Genomic DNA, 22,642 nt, shown 5'->3' with positions numbered 1-22,642 from the left:
CCGCCGAAAATCACAATATTACCACGCCGGGCTCACGCCCGGCGTTTTCATTCACGAAGGACCGCACAATGTCGCGCTACTCGGCCACCGAAATCGAAGAAAAATGGCAAGAGGCCTGGGACAAGGCCGGGATCTTCACCGCCGACCATAAGGCGGACAAGCCGAAATATTACGTGCTTGAGATGTTCCCCTACCCGTCAGGGCGAATCCATATGGGTCATGTGCGCAACTACACGATGGGTGACGTGATCGCGCGACACAAGCTGGCTACCGGCCATAACGTTCTGCACCCGATGGGCTGGGATGCCTTCGGGATGCCCGCAGAGAATGCCGCCATGGCCATTGGCGGCCACCCGAAAGACTGGACCTATAGCAACATCGCCGACATGCGCGGACAGATGAAGCCACTGGGCCTGTCGATAGACTGGTCCCGCGAATTCGCCACCTGTGACCCCGAATATTATGGCCAGCAGCAGGCTTTGTTCCTCGATATGCTCGACACCGGGTTGGTTTACCGCAAGAACGCCGTGGTGAACTGGGACCCGGTCGACATGACCGTTCTGGCCAATGAACAGGTGGAAAATGGACGTGGCTGGCGCTCGGGCGCGCTGGTGGAACGGCGCGAGCTGACCCAGTGGTTCTTCAAAATCTCGGACTATTCCGAAGAATTGCTGGATGCGCTTGATACGCTGGAGAACTGGCCTGCCAAAGTGCGGCTGATGCAGGAAAACTGGATCGGCAAGTCGCGCGGCCTTCAATTTGGCTTCGAACGTACTGATGGTGGCGAGCCCATCACCGTCTATACGACTCGGCCCGATACGCTGTTGGGCGCGTCCTTTGTTGGTATTTCGCCGGATCACCCGATTGCCAAGCAGCTTGAGGCCGAAAACCCGGAAGTTGCTGAATTCGTTTCCGAATGCCGCAAGGGCGGAACAACGGAAGAGGCCATCGAGACCGCCGAAAAGCTGGGTTATGACACTGGCATCAAGGTCAAACACCCGCTGGACCCGAACTGGGAACTGCCGGTCTGGATCGCAAATTTCATCCTGATGGATTACGGCACCGGCGCGATCTTTGCCTGCCCGGCGCATGATCAGCGCGACCTCGACTTCTGCCGCAAATACGGCCTGCCGGTGGTCGATACCTTCTTTGCCCTGGATGATGACACACCAGTCGACAAGATCGCCTTTGTACCGCCCAAAACTGAAAAAGTCCGCTGGGTGAACCATTTTGCTGGTCTGACAGAGGCCACAGGTGACGAGGCGATCAATGCCACCGTCGATTTCGCGGAAAAAGCAGGTTGGGGTGAAGGCGTCACCAAATATCGCCTGCGCGATTGGGGTCTGAGCCGTCAACGCTATTGGGGTTGCCCGATTCCGGTCGTGCATTGCGATAAATGTGGCACCGTGCCTGAGAAGAAAGAGAATCTGCCGATCGAATTGCCTTACGACGATGGCAACGGCAAACCCATCGACTTCTCGATCCCCGGCAACCCGCTGGACCGCCATGCCAATTGGCGTGACACCCCTTGCCCGTTTTGCGGCGCGCCTGCCAAGCGTGAAACCGATACGATGGACACCTTTGTCGATTCGTCGTGGTATTTTGCCCGTTTCACCGCGCCGCGTGCTGACACGCCCACCGATCTGGCCGAGGCCGAATACTGGATGAATGTCGACCAGTATATCGGCGGTATCGAGCACGCGATTCTGCACCTGCTCTATTCGCGCTTCTTCGCGCGGGCGATGAACATCACGGGGCACCTGCCGAAGAAAGCCATCGAACCGTTCAATGCACTGTTCACGCAGGGCATGGTCACGCATGAGATCTATCAGACTCGCGACGCCAATGGCCGTCCGGTTTATCACCTGCCCGAAGATGTAACCGACGGAAAACTGGCCGACGGCACCGATGTTGAGATTATCCCTTCGGCCAAAATGTCGAAATCAAAGAAGAACGTGGTCGACCCGGTCAGCATCATCTCGGCCTTCGGCGCGGATACCGCGCGTTGGTTCGTCCTGTCCGATTCGCCGCCTGAACGGGATGTCGAATGGACCGCATCCGGGGCCGAGGCTGCGTTCAAGCACCTCAGCCGTGTGCATCGGATCGCGACGGAAATCACCGAATCGGATGTTCCGGCCAATGCCGAGGATGAAACCCTGCTGCGCGAGATGCACAAAGCCATCCATGACGTCACAGGCGGCGTCGAATCTTTCGGCTTCAACGCCTCAATCGCCAAGCTTTATGCTTTCACCAACACGCTGGCCAAATCCAAGGCGGGCACCGCAGCCAAGCGCGAGGCCGCCAAAACGCTGGCACAGCTGATGTCGCCGATGACCCCACACCTGTCCGAGGAGCTTTGGCAGCTGCTGGGAGGCGAAGGACTGGTTGCCACGGCACCATGGCCTGTTGCGGATGCAGCTATGCTGGTGGACGACACCGTCACCCTGCCGATCCAGATCAACGGCAAGCGCCGCGCGGAAATCAGCGTGGCCAAGGATTTGTCCAAGGACGAGGTTGAAAAAATCGCGCTGAGCACCGAAGCTGTGCAAAAGGCGCTGGATGGCGCTACACCCAAGAAAGTAATCGTTGTACCGGGCCGGATCGTGAATGTCGTCGTTTAACCGCAGAACCTTGTTGCTGATACCGCTGGCCCTTGCTGCCTGCGGTTTCGAACCTGTGTACGCCCCGGGCGGATCGGGCTCGGCCCTTTTTGGTCGCGTAGAAGTGTCTGCACCAAATACGGTCACCAGCTTTCTTCTGGTCGAAGATCTGGAACAAAAGCTTGGCCGTAGTTCAACATCCGGCAGTGAATATAGTCTGGATGTGTCCGTCCGGACCCGGACGGTGGCGGCTTCGATCACCTCAACGAACGAAACCAACCGTCTTATCATCAACGGGACTGCCAACTATTCGCTTAGATCTAAAGCGACGGGGCAAGTTCTTGCCTCGGGCTCGGTGACGGACTTCGTGGGGTATTCGGCTGCCGGTTCCACCGTATCCACCCTGGCTGATGAGCGGGATGCAACGCAGCGCCTGATGGTGATTCTGTCCGATCAGATCATCAGTCGGCTGTACGCCACGCCGGACCTGTCCGCATGAAGCTGAGCCCGCGCGAGGCCGAGGGATATTTCTCGAGACCCGACGCGGACAAGACCGGGCTGTTGATCTACGGTGCGGATGCGATGCGTGTAGCGCTAAAGCGGCAACAGGTTTTGGCCGCTCTGCTGGGCGCCAATGCCGAAGAAGAGATGCGGTTGACCCGCCTACCCGGAAGCGATCTGCGTGGCGATCCGGCCTTGTTGCTGGACGCGGTCAAGGCGGTCGGGTTCTTTCCCGGGCCACGCGCTGTATTCGTCGAAGACACAACCGACACCGCCGCTCCCGCAATCCTTGCCGCGCTGGAAGATTGGGTGGCTGGCGATGCCCAGATCATCGTCACCGCCGGGCAGCTCAAAGCCAGTTCCAAGATTCGCAAAGCGTTCGAATCGCACCGCTCGGCCTATGCGGTGGGCATCTATGACGACCCACCATCCAGGGCCGAAGTCGAACGAGTACTTTCTGAGGCCGGTTTGCAGAACATTCCACGCGATTCGATGGCCGCGATTGCTGAGCTGGCAACCGGTATAAGCCCCGGTGACTTTACCCAAACGATCGAGAAACTGTCGCTTTACAAGCGCGGTGACAGCTCCGACCTGACCATTGAAGACGTCGAAGCCTGCGCGCCCCGCTCGACTGAGGCCGCCCTGGACGATGTGCTGAACGTGGTTGCCGATGGTCGCGCGGGTGAAATCGGCCCGCTGATCCGACGTTTGCAATCACAGGGAACCAATGCGGTCAGCCTGTGCATCGGCGCGACAAGGCACTTCCGCACTTTGTATGCATGCGCATCCGATCCGGGCGGAGCAGCACAGGGCATCGGAAAGCTGCGCCCCCCGGTTTATGGGAAACGGCGCGACCGCATTCTGCGTCAGGCCCAAGGGTGGGGTGCGCCAAAATTGCAAACTGCGTTGACGGTTCTGACAGATACGGACCTGTCGCTGCGCTCGGCCGGGCAAACGGCACCGGCCATGGCATTGGTCGAACGTGCCATGATCCGTTTGGCGATGCTGGCGCGGACCCGCTAACCGCTTTGATCCAACCAATATGCCGCCGAACGCCCAGCCCAACGGCCGGTCGCCAGGCAGGCTGTTAGAAGGTACCCCCCGGTCGGGGCCTCCCAATCCAGCATCTCGCCCGCGCAAAACACTCCGGGACATGCAGTCAGCATGAGCCCCTCATTAAGCGCCGCACGTGGTACGCCGCCTGCCGTGGAGATGGCCTCGTCCATCGGGCGCAGGCCAGAGTGTTTGATCTGCAGATGCTTGATCTCGCTCACGTCTAGCGACTGGGTCTGGCCGTCGCGCTTGGACATTTCATGAAACAGGGCAACCTTTTGCGAAGACAGGTGAAGAGATTTCTTCAGCCACTGGGACAGGGTCGTTTTCGATTTCTTTGACGCAAACCGGCTACGCAACGTATCGGCATCCAAATCCGGAACCAAATCAACAAAAAGCGGTGCTCTGTCACGCAAGGCCGGGGTCAGTGAGTACAATCCGCCCCCTTCCAACCCTGTCGCCGACACCGTAGCCTCGCCCCGGCTTTCAAACTCTCCAGCCCTCCACCGCACAGACTTTAATGCCGCACCAAAATGCGGCTGCATATGGGGGCTCCATTCCACGGAAATGGCTGAGTTCGCGGGTGCGAAAGGTGTGAGGGGCACGCCTCTACCCGTCAGCACCGATGCCCAAGCTCCGTCTGATCCCAACCGCGACCAGCTTGCCCCACCCAGCGCAAGAACAGTCACATCGGGGTACAGGTTCTTCCTGCCATCATCCGTGTCGAATACGGCTTGGGCACCATCCCAGCCAACCCACCGCCAACGTGTTCTGATCTGCACGCCAGCCTCTGCCAGCCGTGCCAGCCACGCCCGCAACAGCGGAGAGGCCTTCATCGACGTCGGAAACACTCGCCCGGTCGAGCCCGTGAACAACTCTTGCCCCAACCCTTGCGCCCATGTTTGCACGTCCGAGGCATCGAATTCGGCAATCATCGGTCCCAGCCAGGTCGCGGCCTCACCATAGGATCCCAGCAAAGTCTCAAGCGGCTCGTCCTTGGTCAGATTCAGCCCGGACTTCCCGGCCATCAGGAATTTTCGCGCCACCGAAGGCTTGGCCTCGGCCACCACAACGGAATGCCCGGCTTTGGCCATTTCCTCGGCCGCCATCAGGCCTGCGGGTCCGCCGCCGATCACCAGTGCCTGTGCCATCCCTGCCCTCTTGCCTTTCGCGCCACCTGACGCAACCTTACCCTCGTCATGACGAACAGCGATCCGATCTGCCCGCTCTGCAACCGCCCGATCCCGGATGGGGGCGGAAGCCTGCACCATCTGATCCCAAAACTCAAAGGGGGCAAGGGCGGACCCACCGTCCTGCTGCACCAGATCTGCCATAAAGAGGTGCATGCGACCCTGACCGAGGCGGAATTGGCCCGTGAATTCAACAGCGTCGAGGCCCTGCGCGCCCATCCGAGGCTGGAGAAATTCCTGAATTGGGTTCGCAAACGCCCGCCCGGCTTTCGCTCGAAAGTTCCGGGCAAGCGTCGAGGTCGTTGATCAGCCGGGATTAACCGGGTCGCCAAACGCGTCCCGCGTCGGCGCGGCAAGCCCCTGAAACTCCAAACCGCGATAATTGGGCACATTGGCGAACCTGACGCCTTCGACGTGTTGGAACTCCAACGTTGTGTAGGGGCGTTTCCATAGCCACTCGCGGTTTTCCACTGCCCACAAGTCAGCGTGTGGCGGAACATCGTCGGTAAACGCGTAAAAATGCAGATCAAAGCCGTATTGATCAATGTCTTGCACCGAAAGCAAACGCATACCGTTTGCGCGGCAAAATGCATCCTCTGCTGCTATATTTCCGGTTCGCAGGGTGATCTGGCCGATACAAGCCTGCGCAAACGGATCGCTCGGATCTGCTGCGTTTGGAGGCCGGTTGCCTTCGAAATCATGCTGAAGCAGTTCGATCACAAATCCTTCGGGGTCTTTGAGATGGCACATATACCCGATGTCCAGAAACTGCTTCGGGACCGAAACCTCTATTCCCTTTTCACGCAGGAATGCTGCGGCCAGATCGACATCCGGTACGGTTATGCCGATTTTCCAATAGCGTTGGCCTGTGTCATGGGTGTAGCCCCCGCCGCCGGGCATCAGCAACAAATCGGCGTCTTGCCCGGGATAACCCATGCGAAGGCACAAACCCTGGTCCCGAACTGACATACCAAGGACGTTCGCATAGAAATCACTCAACTTTTCGGGATCAGCGACGCGCAGTCGCAAACCAGATAGCCTCATGCGCACAGCCCAGCGATTCCTGCCGCGATCCTTGGATCGGCGGCGACGCTGTCAGCGACCAGCTCGCGCGCAGTTTGCATCAGGTCATCCGGTGCCACCACCCGATCCACCAAGCCAAAGGCATAGGCCTCATCCGCGGTGATCTTTTGCCCGGCCATCAGGACCAACTTGGTGCGTGACGGCCCTATCAGCGCCGACATGCGCACAGGATCGGACGGTTGCGGCAGAAAGCCCAGCTTCATCACAGGATAAAAAAACTTGGCGGACGGGACCGCAATTCGAATGTCACAGGCGAGCACCATCCCGTTCGCGCCGCCGGCCAAAGTGCCATTCAAAGCAGCAACGGTCAGGCATGGCAGGGCAGCGATTGCGCCCGACAAACGCTCCCATACGTCCGAGGTTGCAAGCCCAGCGCGCGCCTCGGCCAGATCGGCCCCGGCACTGAACACACTGCCCGTCCCGGTCAGAATCAACGCGCGCGCCTCGGTGGCGGCTTCGGCAATCTCGGCCAGCTCAGTCAGCATCGCCCCTGTCAGCGCATTGGCTTTGCCCGGGTTGTTCAGGGTGACAATCCACAAGTCGTCTTCTTTGTTTAATTCGATCACGTCAGCCCAACCCTTTGTCGAATATCTTCACGCCGCAGCGAAATTTCGGTTCCCATAAATTCATCCGCGTCTGCGGTACACATCCACAGCAGCGCCTTCGCCGGCCAGTCTGCAGGAATGTGATCGCTCCAGTCCAACTGACTGACAGCGTTGATGCCGCTGGTTTTGATGACCCGCTGCATGTCGGTCGCCACGGTTCCCGGTGACAGACCCATGGCGCGGATGCCGTGTATCGATTCCTCAAGGTGCAGGCATTCCGTCAGCATCTTGGCACCAGCCTTGGATGCGCAGTAATGGCTCCAGGCTTCGATCGGGTTCGAGGCCGCGCCGGATGATACGGTCAACACTGTGCCCCCGCCCGCCGCCCGCATAATGGGCAAGGCCGCGCGCATTCCGTAGAATACACCTTTGAGGTTGATATCGATCGCCTTGTCCCAAGCCGCAACATCCGCGTTCGAAAGATGGAAGATCGGATCGATGACACCGGCATTCCCGATCAGGACATCCAATCCGCCAAAGCGGTCGACGCAATCTGCCACAGCCTGTTCGACCTGCGCAAAATCACTGACGTCACATTCCAGCGCGATCACATTTTCGCCCAGCGCAGATGCCAATGCGGCGATCTGATCGCGACTGCGCGCGACCAGCGCCACGTTTGCGCCTGCTGCGGCAAAAACGCGCCCTGCCTCTGCCCCGATGCCGCGGCTGGCCCCGGTTATCAGTACGGTTTTCCCCTGCATTTGGATCCTCTACCTCTATCGGTTTGAAATTGTGTGATTGCTTACCGCGCGAAAGGGTAAAGGGTCCAGTCCTTGCCCCTTGACGCCCGACGCCACAAACACGACGATGCCCGCAAAATTATCTAGAAGGGTACTGTAATGTCCGTTTTCCTTCGCCGCAGTTGCGGTGCTGTTTTGGCTTATGCCGTTATCACACAAGGTGCACTTGCCGACCTGACCTCACAGGATGTCTGGAATGACTGGAAAACCTATCTGGGACAGATGGGGTACACCGTTTCGGGCGACGAAACCGTTGCAGGAAATGTCACGACGATTGCCAACATGGCCATGTCTATGGACTTACCGGAAGAAGAGGCAACTTTTCAGATGGTCGTTCCAGAAATGACCCTGACGGAAAATGGCGACGGTACGGTGAGTATTGGTTTCCCCGAGAATTTTCCGATGACGATTTCCGGAGAGGGGGACGGCGAAAAGTTCTCGGTCAATGTCGATTATTCGCAGAGCGAGATGAACCTGATCGTTTCAGGCTCGCCCGACGAAATGACTTACGACTATTCGGCCGACACGATAGGCATCAAGCTGGATGGTCTGAATGTGGACGGCGAAAAGATGCCCGCTGATGCGTTGGCGCTCAGCCTGAACATGACAGATCTGGCTGGCAGCTCGGTCATGAAAATCGGCGAAAACCGTGACATTGATCAGAAATTCACCGCGGGTGGGATGACCTATGATATGGCGTTCCAGGACCCGGACAGCGGCGACACGGCCAAGGTAGACGGCTCGATGAGCCAGCTGGCGTTTGAAGGCACAAACGTTATCCCATCCGAATTCGACATCTCGGACCCGCAGGCCTTCTATAAGGCGGGCTTCTCGTTCTCGGGGCTGTTCACCTACGGATCCGGCCAGAACGCGATTGCAGGGACCAGCGAAGGCGAGGCATTCTCGGTCGGAAGCGAATCCCAAGGTGGTAAATTTGGCGCCAGCATCGACGCCGAGCGTCTTGCCTATGACATCGAGCAGAACAGCGCGAAAGTCGCAGTGACGACCGCCGACCTGCCCTTCCCGATTGAAATCGCGATGGAGAACGCCGGGTTCAAGTTTGAAATCCCGGTGCAGAAATCCGAGGAAATCCAACCGTTTGGATTCGCCATGAACCTGACCGACTTCACCATGTCGGATATCCTGTGGAGCATGTTCGACCCAGCAGGCGCCCTGCCGCGCGACCCGGCGACGATTGCGCTGGACACGACCGGGACCGCCAAGGTTCTGTTGAACATCTTTGATCCTACCGCAGTCGAAAACCTGGATACATCTGACGCAGCACCGGGCGAATTACACTCACTGAAGATCAACGAACTGCTGGTGTCTCTGGTCGGAGCCAAGCTGACCGGTGAAGGCGATTTCACCTTCGACAACTCCAACGTCTCAGAGTTCGACGGAATGCCCACGCCGACCGGCGTTGCCAAGCTGAAACTGAATGGTGCCAACGCCCTGATCGACAAGTTGATCGAGATGGGGCTGGTGTCGGACAGCGATGCAATGGGCGCTCGGATGATGATGGGTCTGATGGCCGTACCGGGTGACGAGCCCGACACGCTGAGTTCGGAAATCGAATTCACTGCGGATGGTCAGATTCTGGCGAACGGCCAGCGTATCAAGTAACACTTCGGGAAGGCGGCACCGCTGCCTTCCCAAACCTTCGCCCGTGGTGCGAACTCCGGCACCGGGCGCATCGTGCCGAATTCCATTTCAATAGTTTGCTCAACCTAAAATAGCCGCAGGCCTTGCGAGACCGGCGGTCCAAGGCTAGGTCGAATGCACACAGACCGGAGGCCTCATGACCCGCACACCAGAAGAAATCAGCCATAACCTGCTGGACGCGGCCCGCAAAGCCGGAGCTGAAGCGGCGGATGCCATCGTTCTGGATGGCTCATCGGTATCGGTTGAAGTCCGCAGTGGCGCGCTGGAGCACGCGGAACGGTCCGAAGGCACCGACCTGGGACTGCGTGTGTTTCTGGGCAAGCGGCAGGCGATCGTCTCAAGTTCGGACAGTCGCCCCGAAACACTGACGGCGATGGCGCAACGTGCAGTGGCCATGGCAATCGAAGCTCCGGAAGATCCTTTTACAGGGTTGGCCACGCCCGACCAGCTTGCAAAAGACTGGGATATCGCGGCACTGGAACAATTCGACCCGACGCCCGAGCCATCGGCGGATGCGCTTTTGCAGGATGCACTGGCTGCCGAAGCTGCCGCTTTGGCAATTCAGGGTGTGTCCCAGGTATCGGACGCTGCGGCCGCCTATGGCACCCACCGCGTGCATCTGGCCGCCACAAATGGCTTTTCCGGCGGGTATTCTCGCAGCAGCCGCTCGACCTCTTGCGTGGCCATCTCTGGCGAAGGCACGGGGATGGAGCGTGATTACGACGGCGACAGCCGAACGTTTCAAAACGACCTGCGCAGCCCCGGTGAAATTGGCCGCACAGCAGGCGAACGCGCCGTTGCTCTGATTGGGGCACAAAAGCCCGCGACAGGCAAGTTCCCTGTTCTGTTTGACGAGCGGATCTCGTCTTCGCTGATCGGTCATCTGTTGGCCGCCAGCAACGGCGCCGCCATTGCTCGTGGTGCGTCATGGCTGAAGGACAGTCTGGGAGAGCAGGTGTTGCCTGAACACTTGTCGCTTATCGAAGACCCGCACCGCCCACGTATCTCGGGCTCTCGTCCGTTTGACGCCGAAGGATTGCCAACACAGCGAAGGGCCGTCGTTGAAAACGGAGTGCTGACTGGTTGGACACTGGATTTGGCCAGCGCACGGAAATTGGGCATGGCTTCGACCGGAAATGCGGCGCGTGGCGTGTCTGGCCCGCCGTCGCCCAGCAACTGGAACCTGAGCTTGACCCAAGGCACGCACAGCCGGGACGATCTGCTGCGTGACATGGGAACCGGCCTGCTGGTGACCTCGATGATCGGATCGACGATCAACCCCAATACCGGCGACTACTCACGTGGGGCATCAGGCTATTGGGTCGAAAACGGGGAAATCACCCACCCCGTCAACGAATGCACGATCGCTGGCAATCTGCGTGACATGCTGAAACGGATTATTCCGGCAAATGACGCACGCACGTATTTGTCCCGCGTGGTGCCATCGGTCCTGATCGAAGGAATGACACTTGCCGGCAACTGACCTGCAACTGCTGATTGACGCCGCATTGGAGGCCGGAAAGATCGCCACTCGGTTTTCGGGGACCACGGCGCAACGCTGGGATAAACCCGACGGGGCCGGCCCGGTAACCGAAGCTGATCTGGCCGTGAACGCGATGCTTGAGCAAATGCTGCCCGCAGCGCGTCCGGGGTATGGCTGGTTGAGCGAAGAGACCGAGGATTCAGCTGACAGGCTGTCGAAAGACCGTGTTTTCATCATTGATCCCATCGACGGCACCCGCAGCTTTGCCGAAGGCTCGCGGACCTGGGCCCATTCATTGGCCATCGCCGAACAGGGCGAAGTGACGGCCGCTGTGATCTACCTGCCGCTGCGAAACCTGCTATACGCCGCAGCAAAAGGTCAGGGCGCTACGCTCAATGCCGAAAAGATCCGGGTCAGCGAACTCGGTGTGTTGGAAAGCGCCGAGGTGTTGGCCGCGAAACCCAACATCCAGCCGCAACACTGGCGTCAGGGGCAGGTACCCGAGTTCAAACGGAACTACCGGCCATCTCTGGCCTATCGCATGGCCCTTGTTGCACAAGGTCGATTTGACGGGATGATGACCCTCAGGCCCAGCTGGGAATGGGACATCGCCGCAGGTGATCTGATAATACGCGAAGCCCTCGGCCGGTGTTCGGACCGCGCGGGGCTGCCGCTGCGGTTCAACAACGCAATTCCGCGTCTGAACGGTGTGATCGCTGCAGGTTCAGGTGTTTATGGGCTACTGTCGGAACAACTCGAACCGGAAAGCCCTGGAATCGCACCATGAGCAAGCCACGCTCGTTAAGCCTTGCCGCCTATCGCGTGCTGTCCTGGGGTATGCAGAATACCGCCAGCAACGGCGATATTGCGCGCCCCGAGGGCGAGGTTCTGTGGTTGCACATAAATGCGTGGGAACGTCACCGCGCTATTGTTGATTTTTGCCAGCGGTTGCAGCAGACGCGCCCCAATCTGTCGATGGTTCTGACCGCGCCACCCGATGCAGATCTATCAAGATGGGCCAGCAGCGGATACCCTCTGGTCAACCTGCCCACCGAACAAACCGGGGCGGCGCGCGCGTTTCTGGACCATTGGCAGCCGGATATCGGAATTTGGGTCGGGGGCGGCCTGATGCCCAACCTGATCACACGCGCCGAGGAACATGGGATTCCCATGATGTTGATCGAAGCACAGGCGGACGTGAAAATCGCGCGCGGCGGCCGTTGGCTGCCCGATATCACAAGATACACGATTGACTGTTTTCAGACGATCCTATGTACGACACCGGAAATCGCCCGCCAAATTCGGCGATTGGGCATCGCTTCGAACAAGGTGCAAGAGGCACCGCCCCTACATGTCAGCCCAAACCCGCGCCCATGGCCCGAGGACGAGCTGATCGAAGTGAACCATGCGCTGTCTGGCCGACCGGTCTGGTTGGCGGCGTGGGTCCAGGACAAAGAATTCATCTCGGTCCTCAGCGCCCATAGACAGGCAATGCGCATGCTGCCGCGTTTGGCATTGGTATTGCAAGTGGCCGACATTACAGAAGCCGGGCCGCTGCACCGGCGGCTTGAGGCGATGGATCTGCGCTGCACCAACTGGGATGAAAGCGGGACGATCGAGGACATGACTCAGGTGATACTGTCCGCCGTGCCCGAGGATTTGGGCCTGTGGCACCGTGTATCGCCGGTGACCTTCATGGGCAGCTCGCTGGAACGCGGTGCCGGAGGCGCAGACCCGCTCGTCGCCACAGCGCTGGGCTCCGCCGTGATCCACGGCCCGTTTGTGCAAAGCCAACAACAGTTATACGATCAGCTAGACCGGGCGGGGGCCGCGCGCACCGTCAGATCCGCCACCGAGCTGGGCGATGCAGTGGTGGAACTGTTGGCACCGGATCAGGCCGCCAATATGGCGCTGGCCGGGTGGCAGATCGTAACCGAAGGTGCGCCGCAAGCGGATCACCTGATCGACATGATTCAGGACTACCTGGATCAGCGGAGTGCAGACGATGCGAGCACCTGATTTCTGGAATACCGCCCCGGATCGGCTGGATTTGCGCGCTCGCATGCTGGCACCGCTTGGGCAGCTCTATGCCGGGGCAACGGCGCGTCGGGTCGCCTCGGAACCCGGTATTAACCCAGGCGTTCCTGTCATTTGCATTGGCAACCTGAACGCGGGTGGCACTGGCAAGACCCCAACCGTGATCTGGATGATCGAGCAATTGCGCGATGCCTGGCATGAGACACATGTGGTCACGCGCGGCCATGGCGGTTCGCTCGAAGGGCCGGTGCGCGTGGACCCCGGCAAGCATACCGCGGCGCAGGTCGGGGATGAGCCCCTGTTGCTGGCGGCTTTTGCCGATGTCTGGGTCGCCAAAGACCGCGCCGCTGGAGCAAAGGCAGCCGCAGCGGCGGGTGCCACAGTCATCGTGCTTGACGACGGCTTTCAAAACCCCTCGGTGGCCAAGGATTTCTCGGTCATTGTGGTGGACGCGGCACGCGGGTTCGGAAATGGACTGTGCTTACCGGCTGGCCCCCTCAGGGAACCGGTGGAAGTCGGGTTACAGCGCGCTGATCTGGTGCTGTCCCTTGGCGAAGCTGATGCCCAAATCGAGTTTGCCGAACGCTGGGGGAAAAAACTGTCCGTCCCACATGCGACCGGCGCGGTTGAGCCGCTGCAAACCGGCATGGATTGGAGCGATACGCCCGTTCTCGCCTTTGCAGGAATCGGACACCCCGAAAAGTTCTTTGCCACTTTGCGCCAACAAGGCGCGACCTTGCTACGGGCCGAGGCATTGGATGATCACCAGCCGCTGACACCCGCCCTTATGACCCGTCTTGAAAACGAAGCCCGCTTGTTGCGCGCGCAAATGGTCACCACGGAAAAAGACGCCGTTCGCCTGCCCGCTACATTTCGCAGCAAGGTCATCACGCTTCCGGTTCGTCTGAAGGTCGATGAGGCGGACAAGGTCAGGCAGATGATTTTGCAGGTCGCCCCGTCGCCCTGAAGGACGACCGGCCCGGATTGAGCCGGTCGTAAAAGCAATTAGCTGCCCAGTTCGTCTTCGATCAGCTTTTTGAAGCCGTCATAGGACTGATTCTCAACCGGCTTGCCATTCACGATGAAGGACGGGGTCGCCTGAATACCGTCGCGCTCGGCGTTTTCCTGATACCAGGCGACCAGCGTCTGCGCGCGGGTTCCGTCCTGCAGACAGGCTTCAAGCTGATCATTGTCGATACCAGCCAGACGCCCGATTTTGCGCAGCTCGTCCACGATTTCAGCGGGACCACCGGCTTTGGTCCATTCGGACTGACCTTCGTAGATCAGGTCGGAGATGCCAAAGAACTTTTCGGGCCCGCCGCAGCGCGCAACCATCGACGCCCACAGGCCATAACGGTCAAAGTAGACCTCGCGATAGATGAACTTCACCTTACCTGTGTCGATAAAATCCTTCTTGAGCTGCTTGTACGCTCCCGAGTGGAAATTCGCACAATGCGGGCAGGTATAGGACGCATATTCGATGATCTCGACTGGTGCGTCCTCGGCACCCAGAGTCATCTCGACGATGGTCGAGGTGTCCAGATTTGCCTCTTGCGCCTCGGCGCTGCTGATCAGCGGATAGGCGGGGTTGGAATTTGACAGCGACAGCCAATAACCGCCAGCGGCCACGGCGACGGCCGCACAAATTCCGGTTGCAATACGGCTCATTTCTCAGCCCTTTCTCAGCGTTTTTGCTTGGATAAAACGTTACGGCCCAGACGTTCAAGGGCTGCGCGCAGATCACCATCGTGAACTTCTTGCGCAGCGCGGTCTGCCTCGGCTGCTATTTCTGGTTCGATCTTGGGTTTCGCTTGTTTCGGCTTGTGGTCGAAACTGGCCTGCCCCTCGGCAAATCCTGTCGGAGCGGTCTGGGTGATGCGCACCCGGCTGATGGCGCTATAGCCATAAACCGCGTTCACCTTGCCGCGCAATTGTTCCTTCTGCATCTCCAGCATCGGGGCCTGCGGTCCGGTGGTCAGAACCGTTAGCGTGGCACCAATGCCACCCTTCCCGTAACCCACTTTTACCGGTCGCGCGATAGCGGCCATATCCTGTCCAACGATCTCGGACCAATGGGTCAGCAGGCGTGATACGGCAAAGCCCCGGCTCTCACCGGCGTGCCTGATCTGGTCGTTCAGCAATGTCGCGGTGCGTTTGAACCCGCGGGTCGAAGAACGTCTGCGCTGCATCTGGTTTCCAACTCCTGCGCCGCTATTGTAAAGGGCAGAACAACAGGCGCCAGCGAAACCCGACAAGGAGATAGATAAAACTTGCGTGACTCCGGTGAATTTGACGTGAGCAGTGCGCTGCTGGATTGGTACGATCGCCATGCCCGCGAGATGCCTTGGCGCGTAGCCCCAGCCGATCGGGCTGCGGGTGTGATGCCCGACCCCTACCGCATATGGTTGTCCGAGGTCATGCTGCAGCAGACCACTGTTGCGGCTGTGCGCGAATATTTCGTGCGATTCACAACCCGCTGGCCAACGGTCGAAGCGCTGGCGGCGGCGCCCGACGATCAGGTCATGGGGGAATGGGCGGGGCTTGGCTATTACGCTCGTGCCCGCAATTTGTTGAAATGCGCCCGGGTCGTGGCCGAACAGCATGGTGGAACGTTCCCCGATACCTACGATGCGCTCCTCAATTTGCCGGGGATCGGTCCCTACACCGCCGCTGCAATTTCCGCCATCGCCTTCGACCGACCCGAAACCGTGTTGGACGGCAACGTAGAACGGGTTATGGCCCGACTTTTCGACATTCACGACCCTTTGCCCGGTTCAAAACCGCAACTGAAAAAGCATGCGGCTGCGCTTACGCCTGCCACGCGACCGGGAGACTATGCGCAGGCGGTCATGGACCTGGGGGCAACAATCTGTTCACCAAAATCTCCGGCCTGCGGTATCTGCCCGGTGCAAGCCACCTGCGCCGCTCGCGCCGCTGGAACGCAATCCGATTTGCCACGCACGACACCGAAAAAGCCCAAACCCACGCGATACGGCCATGTCTATATAGCTCAAAACGATAATGGAGCCTTTCTGATGGAACGTCGTCCCGACAAGGGCCTGCTGGGTGGCATGCTGGGTTGGCCGGGATCAGAATGGTCAGACGGCCCGGCCGAAGCACCGCCCTTTCCGTGCGAATGGCAGGTGCTGCCGGGCGAGGTACGCCATACCTTTACCCACTTCCACCTGATCCTGCGCATCTGGACGGCCAAGCTGCCGGTCGGCTGGTCGCATGACGATCTGATTGTCATGGAAAAACACACTTTCCGACCCGGTGATCTGCCAACTGTTATGCGCAAGGCCTATGATCTCTGGCGCTCTACGTAACCCATTGTGTGGCATTGCCGGGTGGGGCTAGTCTGCCCACAGTTTCTCGGAGCGAAGCGATGATCGCATCAGACAGTCTGTCACGCTGGCAAGCGGCATTGCCCTTCTGGGTGTCCTTCCTGCTGATCCCCGTCGTCTGGCTTACCGCCGTTGCCGGAGGCTGGTGGGTCTTGCTTGTGCCTCTTTCGACCTGGTGGGCGTTTGCAGTTCTGGATCGGTTAACGGGGCTCAACCTTGAAAATGCGGATCCGGACACGCCGGACGGCGGTCTCAAATGGTACATTCTGCTGACCAAGGCATGGGCCCCGGTTCAGTTTCTTACGCTGTTTGGGTTGCTCTGGTACGCCACACATACCGATCACCTGTCTGTTTTTAGCAAGATTGGGTTGTTCTTCGGGATGGGTGTGATCTCGGGCACCATCGGGATTAACTACAGCCATGAACTGATGCACCAGAATGGGCGGTCAGAACGTTGGCTGGGGGATATTCTACTGGCCATGGTGCTGTATTCTCATTTCCGGTCAGAACACCTGATTGTACACCACCGCTATGTCGGGACGCCCCGCGATCCGGTCACTGCGCGGTACAATGAAGGGTTTCACCGCTTCTATCCACGCGTCCTGTGGCAGTGCCTTCGCTCTGCTTTCCGCGCGGAGCAGGACAAACTGGCGCGCAAACAACGCCCTTGGACCGACCCGGCAAATCCCTTCTGGCGCTATTGGGCGTTGCAGACGGGCATGCTCGCGCTGGCCTTCGTGGTTGGGGGATGGTCGGGCGTCGCCCTGTTCCTGATACAGGCGGGCGTCGCCATATGGCAGCTGGAACTGGTGAACTACGTCGAACATTACGGCCTGACCCGCAAACACCTTGGCGATGGCAAGTACGAGCATGTCCAGCCGCGCCATTCCTGGAACGCCTCGCAAAAAGCGTCGAACTGGTTGCTGATCAACCTGCAACGCCATTCCGACCACCACTACAAACCTAACCGGCGCTTTCCGCTGCTGCAGCATCATTCGGAAGATGCGGCCCCGCAACTTCCCTATGGCTATCCGGTTATGACCATCGCTGCGATGGTCCCGCCGCTTTGGCGGCGCGTCATGAACCCCCGCGTTCGGGCCTGGCGGCGTCAATATTATCCCGAAGTCACCGATTGGAAACCGTACAACAGATCTCTCAACCCGTTTCCGCGTTCGTGACCGCAGCGCGCGCCCGCGCGCTGCCCGGCCCAACAGAATGACCCGCATCTCTGATGCGTGTCAGATCGGCGGGAGCTGCCCGTTCTACTGCGCCCAGATATCCATAGTGCCCTGCACCCCGCGGACTGGCTGGCTTTCATGCTTCACAAAACCTGCTGTCAGGTCGGCGGCGTTATTGCCCTCCTGCATCACCTGTGCCCGGACCGCATCACTCAGCACCACGCGAACACCAAGGTCACGCGTCATCGCTTCGAGCTTGGCGGAGACATTCACCGCATCCCCGATAACCGCAAATTCCAGTCGGTTCGCTCCGATATCTCCCAATACCACCGAGCCATAGTGAACCCCAATTCCTACACGAATTTCCGGCTCACCTGCCCGTCGCCGTTCCAGGTTCCAGCGATCAATCACATCCACCATATCGCGCGCGCAAGCCACCGCGTTGCTGGCATCCAATGGGGTCGGTACCGGTGTGCCGAAGGTCGCCATCAATCCGTCCCCCAGATATTTGTCCAACGTGCCATGATGGCGAAACACTTCGGTTTCCATTCGGGCGTGAAACCCGCGCAAAACTTCAATGACGTCATAGGGGTCGCGCCCGGCAGCGAATTTGGTAAACCCCACGATGTCGATGAACAAAACGGCGATGTCTTCTTTGCGAACCTGCTTAAGCGGCTCATCATTCTGGCTGAGTTCATCTACGACATTCGGAGAGAAATATCGCGACAGGTTTGCACGCTCCCTCTCAAGCCCGGCATTTGTCATCAACAATCGATTGAGCCGCCGCATCGAGATACCAAGCGTAACCGCGACCATCAGGAATACGATCACCTGCTGAATACGCTGAGGGACCATGAAACTGTTGGGGTCCAGCAACTCCGCAACATCCGGATATCCGGCCAATGCCTCGTACACGCGCTCACTGATGCCCGGAATTGGCGTAGCCACCCACCAGGCGATGATCCAGCCTACCGTCCACATCGTCGCCGTCCACGTGCCGATTGCCACGACCGTGCGCCACGAATAGGCCAGAGTTCCCGCTGCCAGAATGATGAAGAAATACTGGAAGTTGTCGAACCGGTATTGCATTGCCAGCGGTCGAACATCATCGCTGAACGGGTTCGGCACGATCATCCCCAAAGTCATGATCAGCAAGTCGACGAAGATCAGCAAAAGCTCGACCCGTGACTGGCCCACGCTGCCAGCCCGCCGGATCAGCCAGCCATTGGCGCAAATCAATAACAGGATGAAGTGATACCACAGAACGTCCCAATGTGGGTTCAGGTAGATCAACAAAATGCCAGTCAGGCCCATCGCTACCCAGCGGGCGCGGACAGCCAGTTCCAACCCTTCGCGCTTGTGCCGTTCCAGCGCAGCCTCGGTGTACTTGTTGTCCAGATCATATTTGTCGGGCTGTGTCACAAAAAACCGCCCAAATCGGGTTTCGCTGGCTGTGGTATCCGACATTGCCAAGGTTCCTTCCGTGAGCAGCAGGACAAGGAATCTCATATCGGAACTGAATGAAGAATAAAACAAAAGACCCCGCCGAGATCGGCGGGGCAAGGCGTAGTGCCTTGTGTCAGGCCACAGGCACCGGCGGTATTCTTGAAATCAGTTGTGCATCTCGGACCGGATCTGCTGACGCAAAACGTCGATCGGCACCGTTTTGCCATCGCGTTTGAAGCACCAATAGGTCCAGCCATTGCATGAGGGCGCGTTTTCCAGATGCGCCCCGACCTGGTGGATCGAGCCTTTGACGTTATCGCCCACCAGCGTTCCGTCCGCACGCACTTTGGCTTTGTGACGCTGATTCATGGAATAAAGCTCTTCACCCGGACGCAACATACCGCGTTCAACCAATTGGCCAAAGGGCACGCGCGGCTCAGCGCGTTTGCTTGCGCTGACTTCCAGCGCTTCCCGGTCGAATTTGCGGACTTTCGAGATACGATTCTCGGCAACCTTGCGATAGCTTTCCTCGCGTTCGATCCCGATGAATTCGCGGCCCAGCATCTTGGCAACGGCACCGGTTGTGCCCGTCCCAAAAAACGGGTCCAGAATAACATCACCGGGGTTGGTCGAACCGATCAGGACGCGGTGCAACAGGGATTCCGGTTTCTGCGTCGGATGCGCTTTGTCGCCGTTTTCATCCTTGAGGCGCTCATGCCCGGTGCAGATCGGCAGAACCCAATCGCTGCGCATCTGCACACCTTCGTTCAGCGCTTTCAGGGCTTCGTAGTTGAAAGTATACTTAGCACCTTCGCGCTTTGAGGCCCAAATCATCGTCTCATGCGCGTTGGTAAACCGCTTGCCGCGGAAATTCGGCATCGGGTTCGATTTGCGCCAGACAACATCGTTCAGAATCCAGTATCCGGCGTCCTGCAGGGCTGTGCCAACGCGGAAGATATTGTGGTAGGACCCAATCACCCAAATCGCGCCATTGGGCTTGAGCAGACGATGCGCCGCTTTCAGCCATTCGCGGGTGAACTGGTCATAAACGCCAAAGCTTGAAAACTGATCCCAGTGATCGTCGACCGCATCAACCTGGCTGTTATCGGGGCGGTGCAACTGGCCTTTGAGCTGCAGATTATACGGCGGATCCGCGAAAATCAGGTCAACCGACTCCGCAGGTAGACTGTTCATCACATCGATGCAGTCGCCAGATAGAATCGTGTTTAAAGGGAGCGCTTTTGCGCCCTTTTTAGTGGTTGTTGTCATTCTACTGCCTCAAGTATCCACGGCGCTTTTGCGCTCATTTGGTTGAGACAAGGATGAGTCAAAGTCGATTCGCCGTCAATTTCTTTTTTGAATCAGCGGCTTACGATTTACTCTTGATACAAGATATTGTGTACCGGCTTGAACGAACGCCTATGATGTGGGGTCACACCAAGTTTTTGCAGCGCTTCCCTGTGTTGTTTTGACGGATAGCCTGCGTTCTTCTCCCACCCATAGCCGGGATGCTGTTGCGCCAAATCCACCATCAGTTGATCGCGCCAGTTTTTGGCAATGATGGAAGCCGCTGCAATCGACACGGAATGCGCATCCCCTTTGACTACCGCTTGCGCCGGGATCGTCAAGCCGCGAGGGATCATGTTTCCGTCGATCAGCAGATAGTCAGGCGGCGGATCCAAGGCCGCAACCGCACGTTCCATCGCCAGATGCGAGGCACGCAAGATGTTGTGTTCGTCAATCTCGGCAACCGAAGCGTCGGCAATGGCGAATTCCGCCCGGTCGCGAACGGCAGCGTCCATTGCAACGCGCCGTTTGGCCGTCAGTTTCTTGGAGTCATTTAGCCCCTCGGGAATATCTTCGGGGTTCAGGATCACGGCGGCAGCAACCACAGGCCCGGCCAATGGCCCACGGCCCACCTCATCCACACCGGCAATGCGCAGATATCCTTGCGCCACTGCCGCCTGTTCAATCGAATAGTCTGGCGTTGTCATACCAATCGAAAACCGCGTTTCGCGCCCCACCGCAAGACAAAAAGAGAGGGCGGCTTGTGCCACCCTCTCCCGCGCGGCGCTTCTGTGGCACCGCTCCTGCTCGAAAGTGATTACTTGTAAACGACGCGGTATCCCTTCTGGCGCAGGCATGCGGGTTCATATGCCCGATTCACCTTATTGCCGTTCCAGAAACCGACCTTGCACTCTTGCGGCAGGCTATTGGCATGTTTGTAGTGCTTCTTGAGGCATTTCGGAGCCAGAAGCGGGTGATTGTTCGAATAAGCGCTATACTTGCGCAGGCATTTCTGCGGCAGATCATACCGCGCGACGTGTTGCGGCAAGGGGCGCACTGGGTAACTGGGCTGGGCCACATAAGGCTGAGGCGTATAGGTCTGATGACGCGTCGTCCGGTCCTTGCGTTTTTCCTTGTTATAGTAGTGGACCCCGGCACTGATGATCGCGATGGCAGCAAGCCCGCCAAGGATGTCCTTGGCATCCGCCGCCCGCGCCTGCGAGGCTGAGACGCCGGTAATGGTGATAGCGGTGGCAACGATAAAAGCGATGAACTTCCGGTGCATAGTGCGTGTCCTTCCTGGTGTTTCGGGGCGATCCGGCACAGACCGCAAACGTGATACCCCAACACTGGGTCCGCACCCTTCAGACAAGCAATAACGGGCGGTTGTTATCCGATATCACGTCCCTCAAACCCCTTAGGTTATTGAATATCGTGCAAACCCATGCGCAGGATGCAGCCTATGAAACCGATCCTCTCTTCTCTGGCCGTTGCGGCCCTGATATCGCTTGGTACTGCTGCGTCGGCAGAGTGTTATGCGGATTATAAGGCCAAGCAGGACAATCCACTGCGGCTGCATTACGGCGTGATGCAGGTTTCGGCCTGTGACAAAGGCCAGGCCCAGCAAGAGGCCTCAAAACGCCTCAGTGCGTCGGGCTGGACCTTGTTGAATGTCATGTCTGTCTTTGGGCCGGAAGGATTGGAAAAAAGGAAGGCCAATGCCGGACAATTCTATCTCCGTTACTGAGGCCAGGCGGTCAGGCACACGATTGGTCGGCGCAGGTATAGCGGCAATCGTCCTGATCCTGATAACCGCCGCCGTCTTCCTGTTCTGGACCCTGCCAGACGCCAACGCCTTCAACGCGCGAGTGGAGCGGTTGTTTGTCGAAAGCGACCTGACGTCGCAGACGGAAATCCGGCTGCTTGAGATTCTGGCCCAGTCCGGCACCGCCTTTGCCGATACCCTGTCCAGCTATCGGATGGTGATTTTCGTATTGCTGGTCTTTGCCAGCGCCATGCTTGTGACGGCGCTGGTCTTTCTGGTGATGCTGGTGATGCTGAACCGCCGGATGGCGCAGATCGAGCGCACGGGTATTCAGGTCACGTCGCTGCTGATCAGTCGCGAGGAAAACACCGTATATCTGAATAATATGGACTTCAAACTGACCCCAGCTGCGATGGAGACCCTGTCGGTCCTTGCCGAATCCCGACTGGATGACGAGGTCCTGTCCGGCGTTCAGATCGAAGCAGTGATTTCGGGCAAAAGCGCCGCCGATTGTGACGAAGCCGCTGGCGCTACGCGGATAAAACGGCTGCGTGACGCCTTGGGTAATCAGATGGTCAGCGAATTGCTGGTCAAGAACATCGCCAAGAAAGGCTATATGTTGTCCATCGAAAAGGACGTGATCCAGATGGTCTGATCCAATAGGACCG

At 58.7% G+C, this 22,642-nt stretch carries 23 protein-coding genes; 13 read left to right on the top strand and 10 right to left on the bottom strand.

Annotated elements, in window-relative coordinates:
• Positions 1-68 precede the first annotated feature (68 nt).
• The 3 genes from leuS to holA are packed head-to-tail and all read left to right on the top strand — an operon-like array spanning position 69 to position 4,124.
• The gene (gene leuS / locus AC2FIB_RS13550; RefSeq protein ID WP_496842249.1) at positions 69-2,621 is read left to right on the top strand and encodes a leucine--tRNA ligase; all 2,553 of its coding nucleotides are present in this window, start codon (positions 69-71) and stop codon (positions 2,619-2,621) included.
• Complete coding sequence (lptE, locus tag AC2FIB_RS13545; RefSeq protein ID WP_496735620.1) at positions 2,608-3,099, top strand: LPS assembly lipoprotein LptE; 492 nt, start codon at positions 2,608-2,610, stop codon at positions 3,097-3,099. The genes leuS and lptE overlap by 14 nt, the downstream gene beginning before the upstream one ends.
• Positions 3,096-4,124 carry a DNA polymerase III subunit delta gene (gene holA / locus AC2FIB_RS13540; RefSeq protein WP_496735618.1) on the top strand — a complete coding sequence of 343 codons (1,029 nt, stop codon included), beginning with the start codon at positions 3,096-3,098 and terminating at the stop codon, positions 4,122-4,124. Before lptE ends, holA begins: the two co-directional genes overlap by 4 nt.
• On the opposite strand, the gene AC2FIB_RS13535 is transcribed toward holA, so the two are convergent.
• Complete coding sequence (locus AC2FIB_RS13535; protein ID WP_496735617.1) at positions 4,121-5,305, bottom strand: TIGR03862 family flavoprotein; 1,185 nt, start codon at positions 5,303-5,305, stop codon at positions 4,121-4,123. The two genes, holA and AC2FIB_RS13535, sit on opposite strands and share 4 nt — an antisense overlap.
• 48 nt (positions 5,306-5,353) lie before the next feature.
• On the opposite strand from AC2FIB_RS13535, the gene AC2FIB_RS13530 reads away from it, so the two are divergent.
• The gene (locus AC2FIB_RS13530; protein ID WP_058272576.1) at positions 5,354-5,650 is read left to right on the top strand and encodes a hypothetical protein; all 297 of its coding nucleotides are present in this window, start codon (positions 5,354-5,356) and stop codon (positions 5,648-5,650) included.
• Here the strand turns inward: AC2FIB_RS13530 and AC2FIB_RS13525 are convergent, their stop codons facing one another.
• The 3 genes from AC2FIB_RS13525 to AC2FIB_RS13515 are packed head-to-tail and all read right to left on the bottom strand — an operon-like array spanning position 5,651 to position 7,739.
• The gene (locus tag AC2FIB_RS13525; RefSeq protein WP_496735616.1) at positions 5,651-6,388 is read right to left on the bottom strand and encodes a VOC family protein; all 738 of its coding nucleotides are present in this window, start codon (positions 6,386-6,388) and stop codon (positions 5,651-5,653) included.
• Entirely contained in the window at positions 6,385-6,993 is a 609-nt protein-coding gene (locus AC2FIB_RS13520; RefSeq protein ID WP_496735615.1) for an enoyl-CoA hydratase/isomerase family protein, read from the bottom strand. The genes AC2FIB_RS13525 and AC2FIB_RS13520 overlap by 4 nt, the downstream gene beginning before the upstream one ends.
• Positions 6,990-7,739: an SDR family oxidoreductase gene (locus tag AC2FIB_RS13515; protein ID WP_496735734.1), complete on the bottom strand. Its 750-nt coding sequence runs from the start codon at positions 7,737-7,739 to the stop codon at positions 6,990-6,992. Before AC2FIB_RS13515 ends, AC2FIB_RS13520 begins: the two co-directional genes overlap by 4 nt.
• Positions 7,740-7,871: 132 nt before the next feature.
• Here AC2FIB_RS13515 and AC2FIB_RS13510 point away from each other — a divergent pair, with 132 nt between their 5' ends.
• The 5 genes from AC2FIB_RS13510 (at position 7,872) to lpxK (ending at position 13,921) form a co-directional block, all read left to right on the top strand.
• The gene (locus AC2FIB_RS13510) at positions 7,872-9,395 is read left to right on the top strand and encodes a DUF2125 domain-containing protein (protein ID WP_496735614.1); all 1,524 of its coding nucleotides are present in this window, start codon (positions 7,872-7,874) and stop codon (positions 9,393-9,395) included.
• Between the two features lie 175 nt (positions 9,396-9,570).
• Positions 9,571-10,917: a TldD/PmbA family protein gene (locus tag AC2FIB_RS13505; RefSeq protein ID WP_496735612.1), complete on the top strand. Its 1,347-nt coding sequence runs from the start codon at positions 9,571-9,573 to the stop codon at positions 10,915-10,917.
• Positions 10,904-11,704 (top strand): 3'(2'),5'-bisphosphate nucleotidase CysQ, encoded by an 801-nt coding sequence (locus tag AC2FIB_RS13500; protein ID WP_496842248.1) that lies wholly within the window; start codon positions 10,904-10,906, stop codon positions 11,702-11,704. The genes AC2FIB_RS13505 and AC2FIB_RS13500 overlap by 14 nt, the downstream gene beginning before the upstream one ends.
• Entirely contained in the window at positions 11,701-12,936 is a 1,236-nt protein-coding gene (locus AC2FIB_RS13495; protein ID WP_496735608.1) for a 3-deoxy-D-manno-octulosonic acid transferase, read from the top strand. The genes AC2FIB_RS13500 and AC2FIB_RS13495 overlap by 4 nt, the downstream gene beginning before the upstream one ends.
• On the top strand, positions 12,923-13,921 hold the full coding sequence (lpxK, locus tag AC2FIB_RS13490) for a tetraacyldisaccharide 4'-kinase (protein ID WP_496735606.1): 999 nt from the start codon (positions 12,923-12,925) through the stop codon (positions 13,919-13,921). The genes AC2FIB_RS13495 and lpxK overlap by 14 nt, the downstream gene beginning before the upstream one ends.
• Positions 13,922-13,959: 38 nt before the next feature.
• Here the strand turns inward: lpxK and AC2FIB_RS13485 are convergent, their stop codons facing one another.
• On the bottom strand, positions 13,960-14,622 hold the full coding sequence (locus AC2FIB_RS13485; RefSeq protein WP_472724577.1) for a DsbA family protein: 663 nt from the start codon (positions 14,620-14,622) through the stop codon (positions 13,960-13,962).
• 14 nt (positions 14,623-14,636) lie between these two features.
• Entirely contained in the window at positions 14,637-15,143 is a 507-nt protein-coding gene (locus AC2FIB_RS13480; RefSeq protein WP_496842247.1) for a DUF721 domain-containing protein, read from the bottom strand.
• Between the two features lie 81 nt (positions 15,144-15,224).
• On the opposite strand from AC2FIB_RS13480, the gene mutY reads away from it, so the two are divergent.
• Both mutY and AC2FIB_RS13470 read left to right on the top strand, forming a co-directional pair.
• Complete coding sequence (gene mutY, locus AC2FIB_RS13475; RefSeq protein WP_496735604.1) at positions 15,225-16,280, top strand: A/G-specific adenine glycosylase; 1,056 nt, start codon at positions 15,225-15,227, stop codon at positions 16,278-16,280.
• Between the two features lie 59 nt (positions 16,281-16,339).
• On the top strand, positions 16,340-17,476 hold the full coding sequence (locus tag AC2FIB_RS13470; RefSeq protein WP_496735587.1) for an alkane 1-monooxygenase: 1,137 nt from the start codon (positions 16,340-16,342) through the stop codon (positions 17,474-17,476).
• A gap of 84 nt (positions 17,477-17,560) precedes the next feature.
• Here AC2FIB_RS13470 and AC2FIB_RS13465 read toward each other — a convergent pair whose 3' ends face one another.
• The 4 genes from AC2FIB_RS13465 to AC2FIB_RS13450 form a co-directional block, all read right to left on the bottom strand.
• Entirely contained in the window at positions 17,561-18,943 is a 1,383-nt protein-coding gene (locus tag AC2FIB_RS13465; protein WP_496735581.1) for an adenylate/guanylate cyclase domain-containing protein, read from the bottom strand.
• Between the two features lie 144 nt (positions 18,944-19,087).
• Positions 19,088-20,191 (bottom strand): site-specific DNA-methyltransferase, encoded by a 1,104-nt coding sequence (locus AC2FIB_RS13460; protein ID WP_496735579.1) that lies wholly within the window; start codon positions 20,189-20,191, stop codon positions 19,088-19,090.
• A 107-nt stretch (positions 20,192-20,298) separates the two neighbouring features.
• Positions 20,299-20,916 carry a ribonuclease HII gene (gene rnhB / locus AC2FIB_RS13455; protein WP_282120336.1) on the bottom strand — a complete coding sequence of 206 codons (618 nt, stop codon included), beginning with the start codon at positions 20,914-20,916 and terminating at the stop codon, positions 20,299-20,301.
• Between the two features lie 110 nt (positions 20,917-21,026).
• Complete coding sequence (locus AC2FIB_RS13450) at positions 21,027-21,494, bottom strand: hypothetical protein (RefSeq protein WP_496735577.1); 468 nt, start codon at positions 21,492-21,494, stop codon at positions 21,027-21,029.
• Positions 21,495-21,671: 177 nt separating this feature from the next.
• Here AC2FIB_RS13450 and AC2FIB_RS13445 point away from each other — a divergent pair, with 177 nt between their 5' ends.
• Together AC2FIB_RS13445 and AC2FIB_RS13440 are read left to right on the top strand one after the other, a co-directional pair.
• Positions 21,672-21,956 carry a hypothetical protein gene (locus AC2FIB_RS13445; protein WP_472724582.1) on the top strand — a complete coding sequence of 95 codons (285 nt, stop codon included), beginning with the start codon at positions 21,672-21,674 and terminating at the stop codon, positions 21,954-21,956.
• A complete protein-coding gene (locus tag AC2FIB_RS13440; protein ID WP_058279725.1) occupies positions 21,928-22,629 on the top strand; it encodes a winged helix-turn-helix domain-containing protein in 702 nt (233 codons plus the stop codon). Before AC2FIB_RS13445 ends, AC2FIB_RS13440 begins: the two co-directional genes overlap by 29 nt.
• Positions 22,630-22,642: the final 13 nt, after the last annotated feature.

The organism is Ruegeria sp. YTSA072, assembly GCF_059610285.1.
The sequence above is the reverse complement of the archived record's forward strand: the minus strand, read 5'-3'. Positions and strand labels throughout refer to the sequence as shown.